The 21,268-nt window shown below is 74.7% G+C and carries 23 protein-coding genes; 16 read left to right on the top strand and 7 right to left on the bottom strand.

Annotated features, from left to right (window positions below):
• Nucleotides 1-20 precede the first annotated feature (20 nt).
• Nucleotides 21-3,329, top strand: coding sequence for an ATP-dependent helicase (locus H4O22_RS13755; protein ID WP_182523946.1), 3,309 nt, complete (start codon nt 21-23; stop codon nt 3,327-3,329).
• Nucleotides 3,326-6,553 carry an ATP-dependent helicase gene (locus H4O22_RS13750; protein WP_244962972.1) on the top strand — a complete coding sequence of 1,076 codons (3,228 nt, stop codon included), beginning with the start codon at nt 3,326-3,328 and terminating at the stop codon, nt 6,551-6,553. Before H4O22_RS13755 ends, H4O22_RS13750 begins: the two co-directional genes overlap by 4 nt.
• Here the strand turns inward: H4O22_RS13750 and H4O22_RS13745 are convergent.
• On the bottom strand, nt 6,472-7,608 hold the full coding sequence (locus H4O22_RS13745) for an NAD(P)-binding domain-containing protein (protein ID WP_182523945.1): 1,137 nt from the start codon (nt 7,606-7,608) through the stop codon (nt 6,472-6,474). The two genes, H4O22_RS13750 and H4O22_RS13745, sit on opposite strands and share 82 nt — an antisense overlap.
• 60 nt (nt 7,609-7,668) lie before the next feature.
• Between H4O22_RS13745 and H4O22_RS13740 the strand changes: the two genes are divergently transcribed.
• A complete protein-coding gene (locus H4O22_RS13740; RefSeq protein WP_182523944.1) occupies nt 7,669-7,854 on the top strand; it encodes a hypothetical protein in 186 nt (61 codons plus the stop codon).
• A 28-nt stretch (nt 7,855-7,882) separates the two neighbouring features.
• The gene (gene nudC, locus H4O22_RS13735; protein ID WP_182523943.1) at nt 7,883-8,791 is read left to right on the top strand and encodes an NAD(+) diphosphatase; all 909 of its coding nucleotides are present in this window, start codon (nt 7,883-7,885) and stop codon (nt 8,789-8,791) included.
• Nucleotides 8,792-8,810: 19 nt separating this feature from the next.
• Here the strand turns inward: nudC and H4O22_RS13730 are convergent, their stop codons facing one another.
• Nucleotides 8,811-9,062 (bottom strand): mycoredoxin, encoded by a 252-nt coding sequence (locus H4O22_RS13730; protein ID WP_182523942.1) that lies wholly within the window; start codon nt 9,060-9,062, stop codon nt 8,811-8,813.
• A 77-nt stretch (nt 9,063-9,139) separates the two neighbouring features.
• Between H4O22_RS13730 and H4O22_RS13725 the strand changes: the two genes are divergently transcribed.
• From H4O22_RS13725 to H4O22_RS13695, 7 genes are all read left to right on the top strand, one after another.
• The gene (locus tag H4O22_RS13725; RefSeq protein WP_182523941.1) at nt 9,140-11,179 is read left to right on the top strand and encodes an ATP-dependent DNA helicase UvrD2; all 2,040 of its coding nucleotides are present in this window, start codon (nt 9,140-9,142) and stop codon (nt 11,177-11,179) included.
• A gap of 152 nt (nt 11,180-11,331) precedes the next feature.
• Nucleotides 11,332-11,556, top strand: coding sequence for a hypothetical protein (locus H4O22_RS13720; RefSeq protein WP_182523940.1), 225 nt, complete (start codon nt 11,332-11,334; stop codon nt 11,554-11,556).
• A 111-nt stretch (nt 11,557-11,667) separates the two neighbouring features.
• On the top strand, nt 11,668-11,979 hold the full coding sequence (locus H4O22_RS13715) for a WhiB family transcriptional regulator (protein ID WP_182523939.1): 312 nt from the start codon (nt 11,668-11,670) through the stop codon (nt 11,977-11,979).
• Nucleotides 11,980-12,037: 58 nt separating this feature from the next.
• Nucleotides 12,038-12,202 carry a hypothetical protein gene (locus tag H4O22_RS13710; RefSeq protein ID WP_182523938.1) on the top strand — a complete coding sequence of 55 codons (165 nt, stop codon included), beginning with the start codon at nt 12,038-12,040 and terminating at the stop codon, nt 12,200-12,202.
• 31 nt (nt 12,203-12,233) lie between these two features.
• Nucleotides 12,234-12,428 carry a hypothetical protein gene (locus H4O22_RS13705; protein ID WP_182523937.1) on the top strand — a complete coding sequence of 65 codons (195 nt, stop codon included), beginning with the start codon at nt 12,234-12,236 and terminating at the stop codon, nt 12,426-12,428.
• A gap of 117 nt (nt 12,429-12,545) precedes the next feature.
• The gene (locus H4O22_RS13700) at nt 12,546-12,716 is read left to right on the top strand and encodes a hypothetical protein (RefSeq protein WP_182523936.1); all 171 of its coding nucleotides are present in this window, start codon (nt 12,546-12,548) and stop codon (nt 12,714-12,716) included.
• A 60-nt stretch (nt 12,717-12,776) separates the two neighbouring features.
• Nucleotides 12,777-13,310 carry a hypothetical protein gene (locus H4O22_RS13695; RefSeq protein ID WP_182523935.1) on the top strand — a complete coding sequence of 178 codons (534 nt, stop codon included), beginning with the start codon at nt 12,777-12,779 and terminating at the stop codon, nt 13,308-13,310.
• Between the two features lie 19 nt (nt 13,311-13,329).
• On the opposite strand, the gene H4O22_RS13690 is transcribed toward H4O22_RS13695, so the two are convergent.
• Together H4O22_RS13690 and H4O22_RS13685 are read right to left on the bottom strand one after the other, a co-directional pair.
• Nucleotides 13,330-14,106 (bottom strand): TOMM precursor leader peptide-binding protein, encoded by a 777-nt coding sequence (locus H4O22_RS13690; RefSeq protein WP_182523934.1) that lies wholly within the window; start codon nt 14,104-14,106, stop codon nt 13,330-13,332.
• A 127-nt stretch (nt 14,107-14,233) separates the two neighbouring features.
• Nucleotides 14,234-14,392 (bottom strand): DUF5679 domain-containing protein, encoded by a 159-nt coding sequence (locus tag H4O22_RS13685; protein WP_091115022.1) that lies wholly within the window; start codon nt 14,390-14,392, stop codon nt 14,234-14,236.
• Between the two features lie 157 nt (nt 14,393-14,549).
• On the opposite strand from H4O22_RS13685, the gene H4O22_RS13680 reads away from it, so the two are divergent.
• Nucleotides 14,550-15,344, top strand: a complete 795-nt coding sequence (locus H4O22_RS13680) for an enoyl-CoA hydratase/isomerase family protein (protein WP_182523933.1) — start codon at nt 14,550-14,552, stop codon at nt 15,342-15,344.
• A gap of 90 nt (nt 15,345-15,434) precedes the next feature.
• Here H4O22_RS13680 and H4O22_RS20630 read toward each other — a convergent pair whose 3' ends face one another.
• Complete coding sequence (locus tag H4O22_RS20630) at nt 15,435-16,304, bottom strand: resuscitation-promoting factor (RefSeq protein ID WP_182523932.1); 870 nt, start codon at nt 16,302-16,304, stop codon at nt 15,435-15,437.
• Between the two features lie 744 nt (nt 16,305-17,048).
• On the opposite strand from H4O22_RS20630, the gene H4O22_RS13670 reads away from it, so the two are divergent.
• Nucleotides 17,049-18,083: a PHP domain-containing protein gene (locus H4O22_RS13670; RefSeq protein WP_182523931.1), complete on the top strand. Its 1,035-nt coding sequence runs from the start codon at nt 17,049-17,051 to the stop codon at nt 18,081-18,083.
• Between the two features lie 9 nt (nt 18,084-18,092).
• On the top strand, nt 18,093-18,635 hold the full coding sequence (locus H4O22_RS13665; protein ID WP_182523930.1) for a YgjP-like metallopeptidase domain-containing protein: 543 nt from the start codon (nt 18,093-18,095) through the stop codon (nt 18,633-18,635).
• Here H4O22_RS13665 and H4O22_RS13660 read toward each other — a convergent pair.
• Nucleotides 18,557-19,174 carry an NUDIX hydrolase gene (locus tag H4O22_RS13660; RefSeq protein ID WP_182523929.1) on the bottom strand — a complete coding sequence of 206 codons (618 nt, stop codon included), beginning with the start codon at nt 19,172-19,174 and terminating at the stop codon, nt 18,557-18,559. The two genes, H4O22_RS13665 and H4O22_RS13660, sit on opposite strands and share 79 nt — an antisense overlap.
• Complete coding sequence (locus tag H4O22_RS13655; protein WP_182523928.1) at nt 19,171-20,484, bottom strand: zinc-dependent metalloprotease; 1,314 nt, start codon at nt 20,482-20,484, stop codon at nt 19,171-19,173. The genes H4O22_RS13660 and H4O22_RS13655 overlap by 4 nt, the downstream gene beginning before the upstream one ends.
• Nucleotides 20,485-20,550: 66 nt before the next feature.
• On the opposite strand from H4O22_RS13655, the gene H4O22_RS13650 reads away from it, so the two are divergent.
• Both H4O22_RS13650 and H4O22_RS13645 read left to right on the top strand, forming a co-directional pair.
• Entirely contained in the window at nt 20,551-20,979 is a 429-nt protein-coding gene (locus tag H4O22_RS13650; RefSeq protein ID WP_182523927.1) for a molybdenum cofactor biosynthesis protein MoaE, read from the top strand.
• A gap of 35 nt (nt 20,980-21,014) precedes the next feature.
• Nucleotides 21,015-21,242 (top strand): hypothetical protein, encoded by a 228-nt coding sequence (locus tag H4O22_RS13645; protein WP_182523926.1) that lies wholly within the window; start codon nt 21,015-21,017, stop codon nt 21,240-21,242.
• Nucleotides 21,243-21,268: the final 26 nt, after the last annotated feature.

Genomic DNA, 21,268 nt, shown 5'->3' with positions numbered 1-21,268 from the left:
CCGCGTGATGGAGTGGTGCCATGAGCAGGACCGGGGCCACCAGGGCGACGAGGGCGGGCGGGGCGGCGGGCGGGGCGGCGGACGCCACGACGTACCGGCTGGCGCGCCCGGAGGTCGCCACCCGCGTCCCGGTCCTCGACGAGCACCAGCAGCGCGTGGTCGACCATCCGGGCGGGCCGCTGCTGGTCCTGGCCGGGCCCGGCACCGGCAAGACCACGACGCTGGTCGAGGCGATCGTCGACCGGGTCGAGGTCCGCGGCGCGCGTCCCGACGAGGTGCTGGCCCTGACCTTCTCGCGCAAGGCCGCCGAGCAGCTGCGCGACCGGGTCAGCGCCCGCATCGGGCGCACGATGGCGACCAGCCTCGGGTCGACGTTCCACTCCTTCGCCTACGGGCTGATCCGCCAGTTCGCCCCCAGCGACCTCTACGAGGGGCCGCTGCGGCTGCTCAGCGCTCCCGAGCAGGACGTCGTGCTCCAGGAGCTGCTCTCCGACGCCCCGGAGGCCGTCACCTGGCCCGCGGGGCTGCGCCGCGCCGTCGGCACCCGGGGCTTCGCCACCGAGGTGCACGCGGTGCTGGCCCGGGCCCGCGAGAAGGGCCTCGAGGGCCCCGACCTGCGGGCGCTCGGGCTCGAGCACGACCTCCCGGAGTACGTCGCGGCCGGCGAGTTCCTCGAGCAGTACCTCACCGTCCTCGACAGCCGCGGCGCGGTCGACTACGCCGACCTGATCCGGCGCGCGGTGCTGGTCGCCGAGGAGCACCGCGACGAGCTGCGCCGGCGCTACCGCCACGTCTTCGTCGACGAGTACCAGGACACCGACCCCGGCCAGGTCGCGCTGCTCCGCGCCCTCGCCGGGGACGGCCGCGACCTCACGGTCGTCGGCGACCCCCACCAGTCGATCTACGCGTTCCGCGGCGCCGAGGTGCGCGGGATCCTCGAGTTCCCGAGCGCCTTCCCGCGCTCGGACGGCGCGCGCGCCGACGTCGTGGTGCTGCGCAACACCCGCCGGTTCGGCGCCGCGCTGCTCCGGGCCTCGCAGCGGGTCGCCACCCGGCTCCCGCTGCTCGGCAGCATCGACGAGGAGGCCCGGCGGGCGTTCCTCGCGCCGGTCGCGGTCGGCGACCACGGCGACGGTCGGGTCCAGGTGCTCACCTTCGACACCGACCGGGCCGAGGCCGAGCACCTCGCCGACCTGCTCCGCCGGGCCCACCTCGAGGACGGCGTGGGCTGGGCGGAGATGGCGGTGCTGGTGCGCTCGGGCCGCACCACCATCCCCGGCCTGCGCCGGTCCCTGGCCGCCGCCGGGGTGCCGGTCGAGGTGGCCGCCGACGACACCCCGCTGGTCCAGGAGCCGGCCGTGCGCACCCTCGTCGACGCGCTGACGGCGGTGCTCCACCTCACCACCGACGACCCCCAGGAGCGCGGGTACGTCGACGCCCAGCGCGCCCACGGGCTGCTCAAGTCCCCGCTCGCCGGGCTGGACGCCGCCGACGTCCGGGTGCTGGCGCGACTGCTCCGGGCGCGCGACCTGGCCGTCGCCGCGGTCGAGGACCGCGGACCGGTCCCGTCGCCCGAGCTGCTCCGCGCCGCGCTGGTCGACGTCCGCGTGCTCGACGAGGTGCGGGCCGCGGGCGATGCGCTCGCCGGCCACCCCGCCGTCGTCCGGGCCTCGGGGCTGGCCCGGCTGCTGCACCACGCCCGGGAGCGGATGCTCGCCGGCGCCACCTCCGAGGAGGTGCTGTGGGAGCTGTGGGCCGGCACCGACTGGGCCGCCCGGCTGCGCCGCGGCGTCGCCCGCGGGGGAGCGGCCGCGCGCAGCGCCCACCGCGACCTCGACGCCGTCTGCGCGCTGTTCGACGAGGCGGCACGCGTCGAGGAGCGGCGCGGCCACACCGGCCTCGACTCCTTCCTCGCCACCCTGCTGGCCCAGCAGATCCCCGGCGACACCCTGGCCGACCAGGGCATCCGCGGCGAGTCGGTCCGCATCCTCACCGCCCACCGGTCCAAGGGCCTGGAGTGGCGGCTGGTTGTCGTCGCCCACGTGCAGGAGGAGGGCTGGCCCGACCTGCGCCGCCGCGCGACGCTGCTGCAGGCCGACCGGATCGGCACCGAGGGCCTGGTCCCGCCGACGACGAGCCGGGAGCTGCTGGCCGACGAGCGCCGCCTCTTCTACGTCGCCTGCACCCGCGCGCGCGAGCGCCTCGTCGTCACCGCCGTCGCCTCCACCGACGAGGACGGCGAGCAGGCCTCGCGCTTCCTCGAGGAGCTCACGCCGCGGGCCGAGCACCACCAGGGCCGGCCGCGCCGGCCGCTCTCGCTCGCCGGCCTGGTGGCCGAGCTGCGCCGCACGGTCGCCGACGAGCGCTGCTCCGAGGGGCTGCGCCGGGCCGCCGCCCACCGGCTCGCCCGGCTCACCGAGGAGCACCGGGCGGGCCGCGCCTGGGTGCCCGCGGCGGACCCGGCCAGCTGGTGGGGCACCCGCGCCTTCAGCCACGCCCCCCAGCCGCTGCGCGACCCCGAGGAGCCGCTGCGGCTCTCGGCCAGCGCGCTGACCAGCCTGGCGCAGTGCCCGGCGAAGTGGTTCCTGGAGTCCGAGGCGGGCGGTGAGCAGGCGGCGAGCCAGAGCCAGGGCTTCGGCAACGTCGTCCACGCGCTCGCCGACCGGCTCAGCAAGGAGGACGACGGCGGCACCCCCGTCGAGACCCTCGTCGAGGAGCTGATGGGCCACGTCGACGCCGTCTGGGAGCAGGTCCCGTTCCGTACGCCGTGGTCCGGCGGCCGCGAGCGCGAGGAGGTCCGGCTCGCCCTCACCCGGTTCCTGGCCTGGCACCGCCGCCCCGATGCGCGCACCGTCATCGGCACCGAGCACCCGATCCGCGCCGAGGTGAAGCTCCCCGACGGCCAGCGCGTGCTGCTGCACGGCTACGCCGACCGGCTCGAGGTCGACGACGACGGGCGGGTCGTGGTGATCGACCTCAAGACCAGCAAGTACGCCCCCAGCGGCGAGGAGGTGCGGGTGCACCCGCAGCTCGGGCTCTACCAGCTCGCAATCGAGCAGGGCGCCGTCGACGACCTGGTCCCCGACGCCGAGCCCGGGGGAGCGGAGCTCTGGCAGCTGCGCCACGAGGCCCGGGCCAAGCTCAAGGTGCAGCGCCAGGAGCCGCAGCCGGCCGACGACGACGGGGTGCGGCCGGTCGAGCACCAGCTGATGGCCGCGGCGGCCGCCGTCCGCGACGAGGTGCTGCCCGCCCGGCCGGGCTCGCACTGCGAGCACTGCGACTTCCAGGTGCTCTGCCCCGCCAAGAGCTCCGGGACGGTGCTGTCGTGACCACGGACCTCACCCCGGGCGCCACCCCGGCCGCGACCCCGGTCCGCATCGACACGCCGGCCGACCTCCAGCGGCTGATGGGCACCGACTACGCCCCCAGCGACCAGCAGTGGGCCGCGATCTCCGCCCCGCTCGAGCCGGCGGTGGTGATCGCCGGCGCCGGGTCCGGCAAGACCTCGTTGATGGCCGCGCGGGTGGTCTACCTCGTCGCCACCGGCCAGGTGACCCCCGACCAGGTCCTCGGGCTGACCTTCACCACCAAGGCCGCCAGCGAGCTGGCCCACCGCATCCGCGGCGCGCTCGTGGCGGCCGGGCACGGCCGCGGCGTGGCGGCCGAGCCGGACGACGTCCTCGAGCCGACGGTCGCCACCTACAACGCCTACGCCTCGTCGCTGCTCACCGAGCACGGCCTGCGGATCGGGCACGAGCCCGACACCCGGGTGATGGCCGACGCGTCCCGCTACCAGCTCGCCGCCCGGGTCATCGACCGGCACACCCGCCCGGTGCGCGAGCTCTCCGACAGCCCCAAGCACGTCATCGACTACATCCTGCGGCTCGAGGCCTCGCTCAGCGAGCACCTGCGCACCCCCGCCGAGCTGCGCGCCTTCGACGCCGCCGAGCTGCCCCGCTTCCGGGCCGGGCTCGCCGACGGCCCGAAGACGACGCTCGACAAGGTCGAGAGCGCCTTCGCCCGCCGCGCCGAGGCGCTCGAGCTCGTCGAGGAGTACCGCGCCCTGAAGTCCGCGCTCGGGCTGATGGACTTCTCCGACCAGATCGCCCTCGCGGCCCGGCTCGCCGACGAGCACCCCGAGGTCGGCTCGCAGGAGCGCGCCAAGTTCCGCATCGTGCTGCTCGACGAGTACCAGGACACCTCGGTCGGCCAGGCGCTGATGCTCCGCAGGCTGTTCGGGGGCGGGCACCCGGTGACGGCGGTGGGCGACCCCAACCAGGCGATCTACGGCTGGCGGGGCGCCTCGGTCTCCAACATCCTGCGCTTCGAGGAGGACTTCCCCGCGGCCGACGGCGGCGGCGTCCCGACGTACCCGCTCACGGTCAACCGGCGCTCCGACTGCCGGATCCTCGAGGTCGCCAACCAGCTCGCGGGCCCGCTCCACGACCAGTTCCCGCAGGTGGCGCCGCTGGAGTCCGGCACCGACGCCGACGGCGAGGTGCAGACCGTCGTGCACGAGGCGTACGCCGACGAGCTGGCCTGGCTCGCCGCCGAGGTCCACGCCGCCCACGGGTCCGGCGACCGCACCCCGTGGCGGGAGATCGGGGTGCTGGTGCGCGACAACGCGCACGCCGCCGACGTCTTCGACAGCCTGACCGCCGCCGGCATCCCGGTCGAGATCGTCGGCGTCAACGGGCTGCTGCGGCTGCCCGAGGTCGCCGAGGTGCTCGCCACGCTCACCCTCCTCGACGACCTGACCGCCAACGCCGAGCTGCTGACGCTGCTCACCGGGCCGCGGTGGGCGATCGGCCCGCGCGACCTGGCGCTGCTGGGCCGGCGGGCCACCGAGCTGACCGGCGCCGGTCCGCGCGGCAGGGAGCGGGCGGCGAGCGTCGGCGACGAGCTCGCCCGGGCGGTCGCCGGCGCCGACCCCACCGAGGTCGCCGCGCTCTCCGACGCCCTCGACGACCCGGGCGACCTGCCGTACTCCCAGGCGGCGCGCGAGCGATTCGCGCTGCTCTCGGCCGAGCTGCGCCAGCTCCGCGCCCACGCCGGCGAGCCCCTGCTGGAGCTGGTGCGCCGGATCATCGAGGCCTGCGGCATCGACGTCGAGCTCGCGTCGTCGGTGAGCGAGGCCGCCCGCGCCCGCCGCGAGAACCTCGACCTGTTCGTCAAGGCGGTCGCGGAGTTCCAGGCCATCGACGGCACCGTCACCCTGCCCTCGCTGCTCGCCTGGCTCCAGGCCGAGGACGAGCTCGGCAACGGCTTGGACGCCGCCACCCCGAGCGAGGCCGACTCGGTCAAGCTGCTGACCGTCCACCGCGCCAAGGGCCTGGAGTGGGACGTCGTGCTGCTGGTCGGCGCGTGCGCCGAGAAGTTCCCGCACACCCGCGGGCGCGGGCTGTGGCCGACCCGCGTCGAGATGCTGCCCGCCCCGCTGCGCGGCGACGAGCGCGACCTCCCGCAGCTGCGCAGCCACGACAAGGCGGGGTTCGCCGAGCTGCAGGAGGACACCAAGCGCCACGAGGCCACCGAGGAGCTGCGGCTCGGGTACGTCGCGTTCACGCGCGCCCGCCACCGGCTGGTCGTCTCCTCCTACCTCTGGCGCGAGGACCGCAAGACGCCGCTCGGCCCCTCGCCGTACCAGCGGGTGGTCCGGGAGACGATCGCCGGCTGGGGCGCGGTCCCGATCGCCTGGCGCGACCTGCCCGAGAAGGGCACGCCGAACCCGCTCCAGGCCGGCGTCCGCGAGGTCCCCTGGCCGGTCACCGAGCACACCGCCGAGGCGCTGCGCCGGCTCGCCGCCGCCGAGCTGGTCGCCGACGCGACCGCGCTCGGCCCCGACGCCCCCGACCCCGCGGACGACCTCGACCTGGTCGACCGGGCGCGGGTCGAGGAGTGGGACTCCGAGCTCGACCGGCTGCTCGAGGAGGCCCGCCGCGACCGGTCCACCGACATCGTGGTGCCGTTGCCCTCCAGCCTCTCCGCGACCTCGCTGGCCCGGCTGCGCGACGACCCCGACGCGTTCGCCGGCGAGCTGGTCCGGCCGATGCCCCGCCCGCCGTCGTCCGCGGCGAAGTTCGGCACCCTCTTCCACGCCTGGGTGGAGGCGCGGTTCGGCCAGCAGCCGCTGCTGGACCCCGAGGACCTGCCCGGCCGCGGCGACACCGGCATCGACGACGAGACCGAGCTGCAGGAGCTGGAGGAGGCCTTCGTCGCGGGGCCGTTCGGCGACCGGGTGCCCCACCAGGTGGAGGCGCCGTTCGCGCTGGTGCTCGCCGGCCAGGTCGTGCGCGGCCGGATCGACGCGGTCTACACCGAGACCGCCGCCGACGGGAGCCCCGGCTTCCTGCTGGTCGACTGGAAGACCGGCCGTGCGCAGAACGCCGACCCGCTCCAGCTGGGGATCTACCGGCTGGCCTGGGCCGAGCTCCACGGCGTCCCGCTCGAGCGGGTGCGGGCCGCGTTCTTCTACGTCCGCACCGGCGAGCTCGTCGAGCCGGCCGACCTGCCCGACCGCGAGGGGCTGGAGCGGCTGGTCGCGGCGGTCTGACCTCCGGGCGGGTCCGGGGCGTCCTCGCTGAGCCACCGCGCGACGCCGCGGGCCGCGGCCCGCCCGGCCCGGTTCGCGCCGATGGTGCTGGCCGAGGGGCCGTAGCCGACCAGCTGCACCCGCCGGTCGGCCACGGCGGTGGTCCCGTCCAGCGCGATGCCCCCGGCCGCCGAGCGCAGCCGCAGCGGCGCCAGGTGCGTGACGGCCGGGCGGAAGCCGGTCGCCCACAGGATCGCGTCGGCGCGCTCGAACGACCCGTCGGCCATCCGGACGCCGTCCGGCTCGACCGCGACGAACATCGGGTGCCGCCGGTAGGCGCCCCGCCGCTCGGCCTCCCGCTCCTGCGGCCGCAGGGCCAGCCCGGTCACGCTGACCACGCTCGCGGGCGGCAGGCCGCGGCGTACCCGGTCCTCGACGAGCGCGACCGCCGCGCGACCGGCCTCGGGGGTGAAGTCGTCGGTGCGCCACACCGGCTCCCTGCGGGTGACCCACAGGGTGTCGGTGACCGGCGCCAGCTCGCCGAGGAACTGCACGGCGGACGCGCCGCCGCCGACGACCACGACCCGTCGGCCGCGGAAGTGCTCGGGGCCGGGGTAGTCGTGGGTGTGCAGCTGCTCGCCGAGGAAGGTGTCCATGCCGGGGTAGCGCGGCACGAACGGCTGGCTCCAGGTCCCGGTGGCGTTGACCAGCGTGCGGGAGGTCCAGGTGCGCTCACCGGCCCGGGTGACCAGGAGCCCGTCCTCGCCGGCGGTCACCGCGTCGACCCGCACGGGGCGGAGGACGGGCAGGCCGTGCTCGCGCTCGTACGCCGCGAAGTACGCCGGCACCGCCACGTTGGCGCGGCCCGCCCGGTCGGTCGGGGGGTCCGCGTCGGGGAGCTCGGCGATCCCGTGGACGTCGTGCATGGTCAGCGAGTCCCAGCGGTGCTGCCACGCCCCGCCCGGGGCGGCGTCGGCGTCCAGGACGACGTGGGTGAGCCCGCGCCGCCGCAGGTGGTACGACGCGGACAGGCCCGCCTGCCCGGCGCCGATCACCAGCGAGTCGAGAACCTCCACAGCGGGTCAACGCCGGGGACCGGCGCGGCCTTCCCCCGGGGCGGATGGGATCCTGGGTGCGTGAGCGACGCCCCGGGCCCGAACTGGCCGCTGCTGTTCCTCGCCCTGCTGTGCCTGCTGCCGGCCGTGTGGGGCGCGCTGTGGGCCTTCGGTGGCGAGGACGGACAGCAGACGCTCGGGCTCGCCGTCCTCGGGTTCTTCGGCGCCGGCGTCGTGGTGCTGGCGCTCAAGGCCCTCAGGCCGTAGCGAGCCGGCCCGCGCCTAGGCTGCTCCGGTGACCCACCCGCACCTCCGGATGACCGTCGACCCCCACGACCGGGTGGCGGTACGCCGCAAGGACGAGGCCTGGCTCGAGGACCGCTGGGCGGATCCCGGCTCCCGGGTGCTCGTGCTGTCCGGGACGCGGGTGCGCCCGGACGACGGCCGGCTGGACTGGGTCTCGCCCGCCGAGGCCCCCGACGGGGTGCGGGTGCTGCTGGGGGAGCGCGACGCCCGGGCCTGGTTCGCGGTGGTCACCGGCCCCGGCCTGGCCAAGGAGGGCGGTGACTGGTTCGGGATCCGCGACCTGCTCACGCCGCTGGCCGACGGCACCCTCGACGGCGGGCCGATGCTCCTGCACGCGGTCGGCCTGGCCGAGTGGCTCTTCGTCACCCGCTTCTGCCCGCGCTGCGGCGGCGCCCTCGAGCCCCGGGCCGCCGGCCACGAGCTGGTCTGCACGCAGTGCGGCCGAGCGCAGTTCCCCCGCACCGACCCCGCGGTGATCATGATCGTCACCTCGGGCGAGCCGGGCACGGACGACGAGCGCTGCCTGCTCGGGCGGCAGGCGGTCTGGCCCGAGGGCCGCTTCTCGACCCTCGCCGGCTTCTACGAGCCGGGCGAGACGCTCGAGGACACCGTGCGCCGCGAGGTGGCCGAGGAGACCGGCGTGCTGGTCGGCGAGGTGGAGTACTTCGGCAACCAGCCCTGGCCGCTGCCGGCCAGCCTGATGCTCGGCTTCGTCGGCCGGGCGACCTCGACCGACATCGAGGTCGACCGGGACGAGATCGAGGAGGCCCGCTGGTTCACCCGCGCGGAGCTGCGCGCCGAGGCCGAGTCGGGGCGCCTGCTGCTTCCCCGCGGCGTCTCGATCAGCCGGTCGCTGGTCGAGCACTGGTACGGCGGGCCGCTGCCCGGCGGCTGGTGACCGGCTGGTGACCGGCCGGTCAGGAGGCCAGCGCGGCCAGCTTCTCCTTGACCTGGGCCAGCGACGGGTTGGTCTGCGCGGTGCCGTCGGCGTAGACCAGCGTCGGCACGGTCTGGTTGCCGTTGTTCGCCGCCTCCACGATCTTCGCGGCCTCGGGCACCTGCTCGATGTCGACGATGTCGAAGGGGATGCCCTCGCGGTCGAGCTGGCTCTTGAGCCGGTGGCAGTAGCCGCACCAGGGGGTGGAGTACATCGTGAACGTGCTGGCCATTCGGTTGTCGCCTCCGGCGTCTAGGGTCTGGAGCTGCTAGCAGATCCAACCACCGGTTCCCAGGAGATGTTCCACCGATGCCCCCCTCGCCCGACCAGCTGCTCGACGCACTGGACCCTGAGCAGCGACGTGTCGCCGAGGCGCTGCGCGGGCCGGTCCGGGTGCTGGCGGGTGCCGGCACCGGCAAGACCCGGGCGATCACCCACCGGATCGCCCACGGGGTCGCGACCGGTGTCTACGCGCCCACCGAGGTCCTGGCCGTCACGTTCACGACGCGGGCGGCGGGGGAGATGCGCGGCCGGCTCCGGGTCCTGGGGGCCAGCGGCGTCCAGGCCCGCACCTTCCACTCCGCCGCGCTGCGCCAGCTGCGCTACTTCTGGCCGACCGTCCACGGGTCCGACCTGCCGAGCCTGATCGACTCCAAGATCGGCCTGCTGGCCTCGGCGGCGCGGCGCCAGCGGCTCTCCGCCGACCAGGCGCTGCTGCGCGACCTCGCCTCCGAGGTCGAGTGGGCCAAGGTCAGCAACGTCCACCCCGACGACTACGCCCGGGTCGCGACGGCCCGCGGCCGCGCCGTCACCGGCCACGACCCCGAGACGGTGGGCCGGGTCTTCGGCAGCTACGAGGAGGTCAAGCGCGCCCAGGGCCGGATGGACATGGAGGACGTCCTGCTCTTCACCGCCGGCATGCTCGCCGACGACGAGCGGGTGGCGGCCCAGGTGCGCCGGCAGTACAAGTGGTTCGTCGTCGACGAGTTCCAGGACGTCTCGCCGCTGCAGTCGGCCCTGCTCGACCTGTGGCTCGGCGGGCGCGACGAGATCTGCGTCGTCGGCGACCCGGCGCAGACGATCTACTCCTTCGCCGGCGCCAACGCCGACTACCTGCGCGACTTCCCCGCGAAGTTCCCCGGCACCACGTCGGTCGAGCTGGTCCGCAACTACCGCTCCACCCCCGAGGTCATCGAGGCCGCCAACACGCTGCTCCAGGGGTCCACCAGCCAGGGCGTCAAGCTGCGCGCCCAGCGCCCCTCCGGGCCGACGGTGAGCTACACGCCGTACCCCGACGAGGTGGCCGAGGCCGAGGCGGTCGCGGCGCGCATCCTGGCGCTGCGCGAGAGCGGCCGGTCGCTGGCGGAGGTCGCGGTGCTGTTCCGCATCAACGCCCAGTCGGAGTCCTTCGAGGAGGCGCTCGCGGCCCGCGGCATCTCGTACGTCGTGCGCGGCGCGGCCCGGTTCTTCGAGCGGCCCGAGGTGCGCGAGGCCGTGACCCGCATCCGCGGCGCGGCACGCTCGGGCCAGGGCGAGGCGAAGGGCGACGAGCTGCTGGAGACCGTGCACGGCACGCTCGCCGGGATGGGCTGGACGTCCGAGGCGCCGACCTCCCGCGGCCAGACCCGCGACCGGTGGGAGTCCTGGCAGGCGCTGGTCGGCCAGGCCACCGAGTACGCCGCCGCCGGGGGAGACCTCGGCGGGTTCGTCGACGAGCTCGACCGGCGCGCGGCCGAGCAGCACGCCCCGGTCGCCGACGGCGTCACGCTCGCGACCTTCCACGCGGCCAAGGGTCTGGAGTGGGACTCGGTCTTCCTGTGCGGCCTCCAGGACGGCACCCTCCCCATCACCTACGCCGACACCCCGGCTGCCGTCGAGGAGGAGCGGCGGCTGCTCTACGTCGGCGTGACCCGCGCCCGGGTCGACCTCTGGCTGTCGTGGGCCCTGGCCCGCAACCCCGGAGGGCGGGCGGGCCGCAAGCCGTCGCGGTTCCTCGACCGGCTGCTGCCCGAGGAGGCCAAGGGCGACCGGGCCCCCGCCCGCAGCCGCAAGGTCGCGAGCTGCCGCGAGTGCGGCAAGCCGCTGTCGACGGGCGCGGAGAAGAAGCGCGGCCGGTGCGCCGACTGCCCCGCGTCGTACGACGAGGAGCTCTTCGAGCGACTCCGCGAGTGGCGCAAGTCCCGGGCCGACGACGAGAGCGTTCCCGCGTTCGTGGTGTTCACCGACGCGACCCTCCAGCTGATCGCCGAGCACCGCCCGCAGTCGCCGGAGGCGCTGCTGCGCATCAGCGGCATCGGCCGGTCCAAGGTCGAGCGCTACGGCGAGGACGTCCTCGGGCTCGTCGGCTGACGCCGGCACGCGTGGCAGAATTTTTGCGAAGAAATGACCATTAAATCGATTGCTCCTTACCGAGCGGCCACGGTAACTTTTTTCCTACCCGCACATCGCGCCCCACGGCCCTGACGACGCCGGCGCACGACTACCCGAAGGAGGTGGCACGCATGTTCAGCACCAAGCTCTCGATGACGGCTCAGAACCCGTCGAGCTTCGCCCTGCCCACGTGTGGCCACGCCTTCTGGGCGACCTTCCGCGGCACCGATCTCGGCGTGATCGCCGGCATCGGCACGTCCGTGACCGCGCGCGTCCGTCAGGCCGTCGAGGGCGGCATGGACATCGTGCCGACCTACGTCCCGGGGACCCTCGCCTGGAGTCCACCGACCAGCTAGCACCAGCTGTGTCGTCGCCTCCAGGCCGCGGATCCCGAACCGGGATCCGCGGCCTTTGTCGTTTTCTCGCACACACCAGACACAGCGATCAGGACTCGAAGGAGGTGAAACATGACCATCAGCGTTCTCGACCGGACCGACGGGGCCACCTTGGGTGAGCTCCACGACCAGGCGGTACGGGTCGACGACGAGCGGCTGCCGTGCCGGGTGAAGAACCCGGAGCTGTGGTTCGCGGAGTCCCCGGCCGACGTGGAGCACGCCAAGGCTCTCTGCCAGGAGTGCCCGGTCCGGACCCTGTGCCTCGACGGCGCCCTCGAGCGGCGTGAGCCGTGGGGGGTCTGGGGCGGACAGCTCTTCCTCCAGGGAGTGGTGATCCCCCGCAAGCGGCCCCGTGGCCGCCCTCGCAAGACCGACGCCGCCTAGGGCGTCGAGCTCCACCTCCGAGCACCATCCGAGCACCGAGACCGAGAGAAGCACCGAGATGAACCTCATGCAGGAGAACCTGGCCCGCGCGCAGATGAGCGCGCGCCTGGGAGAGGCGCAGCAACTGCGTCGCGGCCACCACCTGGTCCGCGCGCACCGCATGACCCGCCGCGCGGAGATCGCCGCGGTTCAGGCACGCACCGCCCTCGCCCGAGCGCTCTGAGCGACCGACACAGAAGGACCGACCACTTCCCATGAACATCCACCGAAACCGGAGCAACGACATGAGTCTGATGAACGAAGACCTGGCCCGCGCACAAATGTCCATGCGCCTGGGAGAGGCGCAGCAGCTTCGCCGGGGCCACCAGATGGTCCGTGCCGCCCGCCTCAGCCGCAAGGCCGAGCAGGCTGCGCAGCGGGCGCGGCTCGCCCTGGCTCGCGCTCTCTGAGGGGCCGAAGGACGCACCCTGATCGCGGGTGTCTGAAGAGAGGAGCCGGGCACGACCACCGACGGTCGTGCCCGGCTCCTGCACGTCCGGAGCCTGCTCCCGACCTATCGTGGCGGCATGCGGACCTGCGACTTCTGCGGCCGGCACGAGCGCGAGGACGACGACCCGGCCACCGCGCTCAGCTGGACCACCGCGGTCGAGAACGGCCGGCGGCGTACCTTCTGCCCCGCCTGCTCCCGCGAGCACCTGCGCGCGATGGAGGGCAAGCTCGACAGCGAGTGGTGGTGAGCGCTCGTTGTCGGCCGACGAGGATGCGTAGCCCCGCGGGGGAGTGGGTAGCACGGCTCCATGGGATGGAACAGCACGATCACCCTCGTCAACGGAGCCACGCTCGCCGACCTCGCCCGCCTCGGTTGGCGGGTCACCGACGAGACGCTCGACTGGGAGGAGGCGACGATGAGCGCGCACGAGGGCATCGCGGCCTGGTCGCAGGGCGACACGCTGGTGCTGGCCAGCGGGGGACCCGAGCTCATCGAGTCGACCGACCGGCTCGCCGCGCTCGGCCCGGTCCGCGCCGGGATGTTCTCGTCGGTGAGCGACACCTACGTGTGGCGGATGGCCGGACCCGACCAGCAACGTGAGTGGGTGTGGTCGGCGGACGAGCAGGTGCTCGACGAGGGTGAGCCGCACCCGGAGGAGGCCGCCCTCGACAGCCTCGACGAGGACAACCTCTTCCACCTGCTCGAGCGCGTCGGCGGCCTGCGCTTCGACGAGCAGCTCGAGGAGGCGAGGTTCGTCGTCGTCGACGCCGATGGTGCCGGCGCCGCTCCCGAGCCGGCCCCCGAGCCTCGGAAGAAGGGGCTCAGGAGATGGTTCGGCTGAGCGTCCTCGCGGGCGACCCCTAGGCGCTGACCTCGTCCCACGCGCACCCGCACGCCGGGTGGCGCGACCACGGCGTACGACGGGCGCGCAGGTCGGCGTCGAGCCGGAGCGTCGCCGACCGCGTCGAGGGCGCCCGTCCCTCCGCCCAGGCCACCAGGTCGGCCACCGCCCAGGCCAACGCCAACGGGTGCAGTGCCGGGTCGCGGGGGACCAGCACGCGGGCCTGCTCCAGCAGCAGCGGCCGACGCGGGTCGACCAGGGCGAGGTGCGCGTCCACGCAGCGCGCGCACGCCGTGCGGCCGGGCTCGACGAACGGGCCGAGGGTCATCGCCCCCGGCTCGGCGCCGACCAGCAGGTGCGGCAGTCCCTCGCGCGCGCACCGGTCGAGGAGCCGTCGGGGGACCGGTCCGTCGCGCACCACGAGCAGCACCGACGCGGGGTGGTCGCGGTCGGCGACGGCGAGCCCCGCGGTCCCGAGCCGCTCGGTGCACGCGCGCACCAGGTCGCCCGGCACGTCGAGGCCGACCCGGACCTCGGCGCGCGCGGCGGCCCGCCGCTCCACCTCGTCGAGGTCGTCGACCAGCCCGGCGGCGACCAGGCGCTCCAGGGCACGGTGCCCGGTCGTGGTCGCGGGCGCCGGGCGGCGACCCGCGCGGAGGTCCTCCACCACCCGGCGTACGTCGGGCTCGTCGGGGAGCACCGCGCAGCGGGGCGGGTCGATCCCGACCTGGAGGTGGTGGTCGTCGCGGCGCACCACCGGCACTCCGGCGGGGAGCGCGGGCCGGTCGGGGAGCATGCGGTCAGGCTCGCACGCGGCGGAGTCCGGTGACCGCCGTCCTCCACAGGTGACAGCGGCCGGGAACAGCGACGGCGGCGCCCCCCGAGGGGAGCGCCGCCGTCAAGTCTCGTGGGGCTGCGGCAGGTCAGGCCTTGCCGAGGATCCGGTTGAGGTTGGTGCTGCAGACGGGGCACACGGCCTTGGCCATGCGGGTGCCCTTGTCGTTCACCTTCACCTCGCCCTCCGCCTCGCGCTTCTCCTTGCACTTCACGCAGTAGAACTCGCCGCTCCAGGTCTCCGCCATGACGGCCTCCTTGGTCTGTCGCACTCGGTCGTCGCGGCGGGAGGGGTGGGGAAGCCCGCCGGAAGCCCTGTGGGATCCCACCGGGCCGCCTCGACCCTATGCCACCCGCGTCGCGCTGCGGGAGAGGCGCGCGCAGCGCTCGTCTAGGGTCCGGTCCATGACCGAGCTCTCGCACCTCCGCCTCGACCGGCCCTCCGACGGGGTCGCGCTGCTGACCCTCGACCACCCCGACCGGCGCAACGCGATGTCCGACGAGATGACGGCGTCCTGGGTCGCCGCGGTCGACGAGCTCGCTGCGGACCGGTCGGTCCGCGTGGTGGTGGTGACCGGCGCCGGCACGGCGTTCTGCTCCGGCGGCGACACCGGATGGATCGCCAGCGAGCCGGACGCGAGCGTCGACCACCTGCGGACCCGGATGATGGCCTTCTACCGGGCCTGGCTCTCCATCCGCCGTCTCGAGGTGCCGACCATCGCCGCCGTCAACGGCGCCGCGATCGGCGCCGGGCTGTGCCTCGCCCTCGCCTGCGACCTGCGGTACGCCGCGCGCGGGGCGAAGCTGGGGGCGCCCTTCGTCAAGCTCGGCATGCACCCGGGCATGGCCGGCACCCACCTCCTCCCGGGAGTCGTCGGCGAGGCGCACGCGCGCGACCTGCTGCTCACCGGCCGGATCGTCGACGCCGACGAGGCGCTGCGCCTGGGCTTGGTCTCCCGGGTGCACGAGCCGGGGACGTTCCTCGACGAGGTCCTCGACACGGCCGCCGGCATCGCCGCGACCGCGCCGATCGCGAGCCGGCTCACCAAGCTCGCGCTCGCCGACGGCGGCCACCGCGACCTGGAGAGCGGCCTGCAGTGGGAGGCGATGGCGCAGCCGATCACCCTCGCCACCGAGGACCTGCAGGAGGGCATCCGGGCGGCCCGGGAGAAGCGGCCCCCGGTGTTCACCGGCCGCTGACCGACCCACGCGGTACCCCGAGTCGGCGCTTGTGTCCGGGCGGGGTACCGCGCTGAGCGAGTGTCAGGTGCTTCTCCTACAGCGTTTCGCCTACAGCAGGCGGCCGCAGTGCGGCCAGGGGGACCGTCCGCGTTGGGAGTAGAGCACCTTGGCGCGGTAGGTCTGCTCGGCCGCGGATGCCTGGTGCGGCATCCCCTTGCCACCGACGCTGCGCCAGGTCCCGACGTTGAACTGGTACAGGCCGTAGTAGCCGGCCGGGTTCACCGCGTGCGGGTTCCCCGAGGCCTCGCAGTTGGCCAGGGCACCCCAGTTGAGGTGGTTCGTGCCGGGCACGGACCGGACGCGGGCGCCCACCAGGACCCGTCGCGGGGCGGGGGCCCTGACGATCCGACGGGTGACGTCGGTGTCGACGTGGCGGCCGTTGCGGATCCAGCGGACGACGCGCTTCTGCGCGATCCCGTGGTGGCCGCGGGAGACGACCTTGCGCCTGCCGGGGGCGAGCTTCCCGGTGGTACGGGTGACCGTGCGCTGCTTGACCGTGTTGCGGGTGACCTTGACGCGGGCGCCGATGCGGACGACCTTGATGGCGTCGCCCGTACGGACCACGCGCTTGGCCTTCGACTCCACGGCGCGTCCGCGGCGAACCAGGCGTATCTCGTCGTGTGGGGTCATCGTCACGCCCGACTCACGCAGGACGGCGGCGGGCCGCCTGGCCTCGGTCGTGACCGACCACGCACGGTTCGGGCCGATCCGGAGCCGGACCTGGGTGCCCGACGGGGGAGCCGTGTCGGCGCTCGAGGCAACCGGTGCGCCCGGTGCGGAGCTCGGGGCGGCGGCGGCGGTACCGGTGCCGAGCGCCACCACGGAGGCGATCGCCAACAGGCCTGCGGCGGCACGCCGGAAGGCGCGTGGACGGGACTTCTGCGCCCGGCCGGTGTGGAAGGTATGTCGCACTGGCATGCGTAGAACCTCAATCGTTTCTCAGACTCCTGCGCCGCGGTCTGTGCGGCCAGGTGGAACAGAGGGACCGGTGCGGCTCGACCTCGTTCTGCAGCCCCTGTGTGGGAGCTCCTCCCCGGCGAAGTGAGGGGTCGGTGGGGGTGCGCCGGGGCGACTCGACGATGCGTGATCTGTCGAGGGCGCGCTGCTGGGCGCCGTCATCGACCATGGCAGGTGCACCCAAACACCACCGACCGCCGGTGGTCGAAACCCGGTGGGCACGCGCCGAGTCGGCGCTTATGTCCCAGGCCGCGAACACAAGCGCCGACTCGCGGGGGTCGGGGTTGTCTGTCGGGTCGCCGGGTTTCGACAACGCTCAGGCGCCAGAGCGCCTTCGCTGCTCAACCACCGGGGGGCTGGCGCTCCTCGCTGCTCAACCACCGGCGCTCCACCACCGCCGGGAATGGCAGAGGCCCCCGGGCCGCCGTGGCGACACTCGCCTTCCCCTTGCGAGTGTCGTGCCAGCGACCCGGGGGCCTTCTGCTGCGCCACGCTAGGGACGGGCGGTGGGGGCGGTCAACGGTGCGGGCGTCTTGCCTGTGGAGGAACCTGTGGACGAACCTGTGGAGAAGTGGCAGAACCCGTGGACGACACGCGGGCGGAGGGGGACAGTCCTGTGGAGAGGCGACCGCCGCGAGCGGCGTACCCTGCCCTGACCAGCGAGAACGGCCGCGTGCGGCCTGTGGAGGAAAAGAAAGTGGGAGCGTGAGCGAGTCGTACGACGGGGGCCCGGTCGCGGCGCTACGCCGGATCGCGTTCCTCCTCGAGCGGGGGCGCGAGGACACCTACAAGGTGAAGGCCTTCCGCGGCGCCGCCGCGGCCCTGCTGCCGCTCACCGACGACGAGGTACGCCGCGGGGTCGACGCCGGCACGCTGACCGACCTCCCCGGGGTCGGTGCGAGCTCGGCCAAGGTCATCACCGACGCGGTGCGCGGCGTGCTGCCCGACCGCCTCGCCCGCGCCGAGCGCGAGCACGGCGGCGACCTCACGTCCGGCGGGCACGAGCTGCGCGCCCTGCTGCGCGGCGACCTGCACTCGCACTCCGACTGGTCCGACGGCGGTTCGCCGATCGAGGAGATGGCGTTCACGGCGATGGAGCTCGGCCACGAGTACCAGGTGCTCACCGACCACTCGCCGCGCCTCACGGTCGCGCACGGGCTGAGCGCGGAGCGGCTCGCGCGCCAGCTCGGCGTCGTCGACGCCATCAACCAGCACCTGTCCGCGGGCTTCACGCTGCTCAAGGGGATCGAGGTCGACATCCTCGACGACGGCGGCCTCGACCAGACCGACGAGATGCTTGCCCGGCTCGACGTCCGCGTCGCGAGCGTGCACTCCAAGCTGAAGATGGACGCGCCGGCGATGACCCGGCGGATGGTCGCCGCGATCAAGAACCCGCGGATGAACGTGCTCGGGCACTGCACCGGCCGGCTGGTCACCGGCGGCCGCGGCACCCGGCCGCCCTCGCAGTTCGACGCGCGCGTGGTCTTCGAGGCGTGCGCGGAGCACGGCGTCGCGGTCGAGATCAACTCCCGCCCTGAGCGCCGCGACCCGCCGACGGCGCTCCTGGAGCTGGCGCGCGACAGCGGCTGCCTGTTCTCGATCGACTCCGACGCGCACGCACCGGGGCAGCTCGACTTCCTCGTGTACGGCGCGGAGCGGGCCGAGGCCGCCGGGATCGAGCCGGACCGCATCGTCAATACCTGGCCGAAAGACCGCCTGCTGGAGTGGGCCAACGGCTAGCCTCCGGTCATGGAGCCGCCGGAGGTGGAGGTCCGCCGGTCTGCGCGCCGGCGCAGCACCGTCTCGGCGTACCGCGACGGCGAGAAGGTCGTCGTCCTCGTGCCTGCCTCGCTGAGCACGGAGGAGGAGGCCGACTGGGTGGCCACCATGTTGGCCCGGCTGGAGCGCTCCGAGCAGCGCCGTCGGCCGACCGACGACGAGCTCCTCGGCCGCGCCCTCGCGCTCAGCGACCGCTACCTCGGCGGCCTCGCGACCCCCGAGTCGGTGCGGTGGGTCGACAACCAGCGTGCCCGGTGGGGGTCCTGCACCCCCGGGGAGCGCGCCATCCGGCTGTCGGACCGGTTGCAGGGGATGCCGCCGTGGGTCGTCGACTACGTGCTCGTCCACGAGCTCGCCCACTTCATCGAGCCCGCCCACGGCGCCCCGTTCTGGGGCTGGGTGGACCGCTACCCGCAGGCCGAGCGGGCCAAGGGCTACCTGCTGGGCTGGTCGGCGGCAGCCGAGCTCGCCCCGCCGCCGGGGTCGACCATCGAGAGCGACCCGGTCGACTGATCCCGGGCGAGCGCCAACGCCGCGAACGGCACCAGCTCAGGGTTGGGCAGGCCGTCGAGGGGCCACCAGCGCACGTCGAGCGACTCCTCGCTCACGGAGTGGGCTGCGCCGACCCGCGCGACCGCGCGGAACATCACGTCGAGGTGCCAGACGCCGCCGTCGCCGCAGAACGGCACGTGGTGGGCGTCCAGGAGCACCGGCGCCGGGTCGAGGTCGAGGTCCGCCTCTCCGATCCCGGACTCCTCCACCGCCTCCCGCAGCGCGGCACCGGCCAGGGTCGCGTCGGCGGGCTCGGTGTGGCCGCCGAGCTGGAACCACCGGCCGGACTTCGCGTGGTGCGTCAGCAGCAGCTGGGTCCGGGCCTCGTCGAGGACCAGCACGCTGGCGGTGACGTGCTCCGGGGCGCAGGAGCGCGCCATCCCGTCGGGACGGCCGCGCAGGTGGTCGACGTACCGGTCCCGCAGCGCCGCCTGCTCCGGGGACGGCGGGACCCAGGACCGGAGCAGGGCGAGCGCGTCGGCGTGCAGCGAGCCGGTCACTCGCCGTCGAGCAGCTTCTTGAGCTCGGCGTCGAAGTCGTCCTCGGTGAGCGCCTCGGGCTTCGAGGCGTCCTCGCGGAAGCCCAGCGGGTCGTCGAGGTCGGCCGCCGTCGGCAGCAGGTCGGGGTGCATCCACACGCCGTCGCGGGCCTCGACGCCCTGGCGGGTGCGCAGCGACCCCCACAGCGTCGAGGCGTCCCGCAGCCGGCGCGGCCGCAGCTCGAGCCCGACGAGGGTGGAGAACGTCTGCTCGGCGGGGCCGCCCGCGGCCCGGCGGCGGCGGAACGCCTCCTGGAGCTTGCCCGCGGTCGGCATCCGCTCCGACGTGGCCTGGTGGACCACCTCGTCGACCCAGCCCTCGACCAGGGCCAGGGCGATCTCGAGCCGCTGCAGGGCGGCCTCCTGGGCGGGGGTCTTGGGCATCTCGAACATCCCGCCCTCGAGCAGCGACTGCATGGCCGCGGGGTCGGTCGGGTCGATGCCGCGCATCTGCTCCTCCATGCGCGCCTGCATGCCCTCGGCGTTGACCTGGATGCCGCGGGCGTAGTCGCACACCGCGCCGATGACGTGCTCGCGCAGCCACGGCACGTGGGCGTAGAGACGCTGGTGGGCGGCCTCACGCAGGGCGAGGTAGAGCAGCACGTCGTCCTCGCCGACGTCGAGGCCGGCGGCGAACGCCGTGATGTTGGTCGGGATCAGGGCGGCGCGTCCCTGGGGGCCGAGCGGCAGCCCGATGTCGGAGACGCTCAGCACCTCGGCCGCGAGACCACCCAGGCCGGAGCCGAGCTGGGTCGCGACGATGGCGCCGACCGCCTTGCCGAGGATGCCGATGAGCGGCCCGGCCTGCGCGCGAGCCTCCGGCGGCAGCGCGCCGCCGATCGCCTCGACCGACTGCTGGGCGACGGGCTCGGCGAGGACCTTCCAGACCTCGAGCGTGCCCTCGACCCACTCGGCGCGGCTCCAGGCCGCGGTCGACTGGACGCCCGAGGGGAACGGGGTGACCGGGTCGAGCCAGTGGTCGGCGAGCCGCAGCGCGTCGGCGATCGCGTCGCGTTGCCGCTGGGACGGCGTGGGGTCGGGCTCAGCGGCGACCTGCCGGCGGGCGAGGTCGGTCGCGAGCGTCCAGTTCACCGGGCCGTCGTAGGGCTGCATCATCGCCTGGAGCTGCCCGAAGAGCTGGTTCAGGTCGGGGAAGCCGGCCGGTCCGCCGGCGGCGCCACCGCCCATCGCTGCGCCGAAGAGCTGCTCGAAGGGTGTTCCCTTGAAGGGGTTCTGGCCGTCGTCGGGGCGGTCCGACGGGTCGTTGCTCATGGCCCCACGGTACGCCGGGGCGGCAACCGGCAGCGCGCCCCGCCCCGCCCGGACTAGGGTCGCTGCGTGAGCCACCCCGCCGTCCGCCTCGCCGAGCTCCGCGAGTCCCCGCTCGACGTCGCGGAGGTGGTCGCCGCGCTCGACGACGCCGCCGCCGGGGGCCTGACCCTGTTCGTCGGCAGGGTCCGCGACCACGACGGCGGCAAGGGCGTCACCGGCCTGGACTACTCCGCCCACCCCTCCGCGCTCGACCGGCTGCGCCAGGTGTGCGACCGGGTCGCCGCGGACCACGACGTGCACGGCGTCGCCGCCGTCCACCGCACGGGGACGCTCGCCATCGGCGACCTCGCGGTCGTCGTGGCGACCACGGCGTCGCACCGGGACGAGGCCTTCCGCGCCTCGCGCGCGCTCATCGACACGCTCAAGGACGAGGTGCCGATCTGGAAGCACCAGCGCTTCGGCGACGGCACGGAGGAGTGGGTCGGCGCGCCCTGACCGGCCCCGGCCCCGCGTCGCCCTACCCTCGGAGCGTGGAGATCCTGCTCTGGCTGGTGCCGCCCGCGGTCGTGACCGCCGTGGCGATGTGCTGGGTCGCGTGGGCGGGCCGCGAGGCGCCGCGCGAGATCGACCGCGACCTCGCCGCGCGCCGGCTCGAGCGCGCGCTCCAGAAGGACCGGCCGGTGCGGTACGCCGCCCGCACCCCCGAGCGCGACCGCAGCACCGGGGTCGCCGTACGCCCCTCCCGCCGCGCGTCCTGACGCGGGCTGTCGGATCGGCCACCCGT

Origin of the sequence: Nocardioides dongkuii (genome assembly GCF_014127485.1) — a bacterium.
GTDB classification, from domain to species: Bacteria; Actinomycetota; Actinomycetes; order Propionibacteriales; family Nocardioidaceae; genus Nocardioides; species Nocardioides dongkuii.
This window is presented reverse-complemented; position numbering and strand designations above follow the sequence as displayed.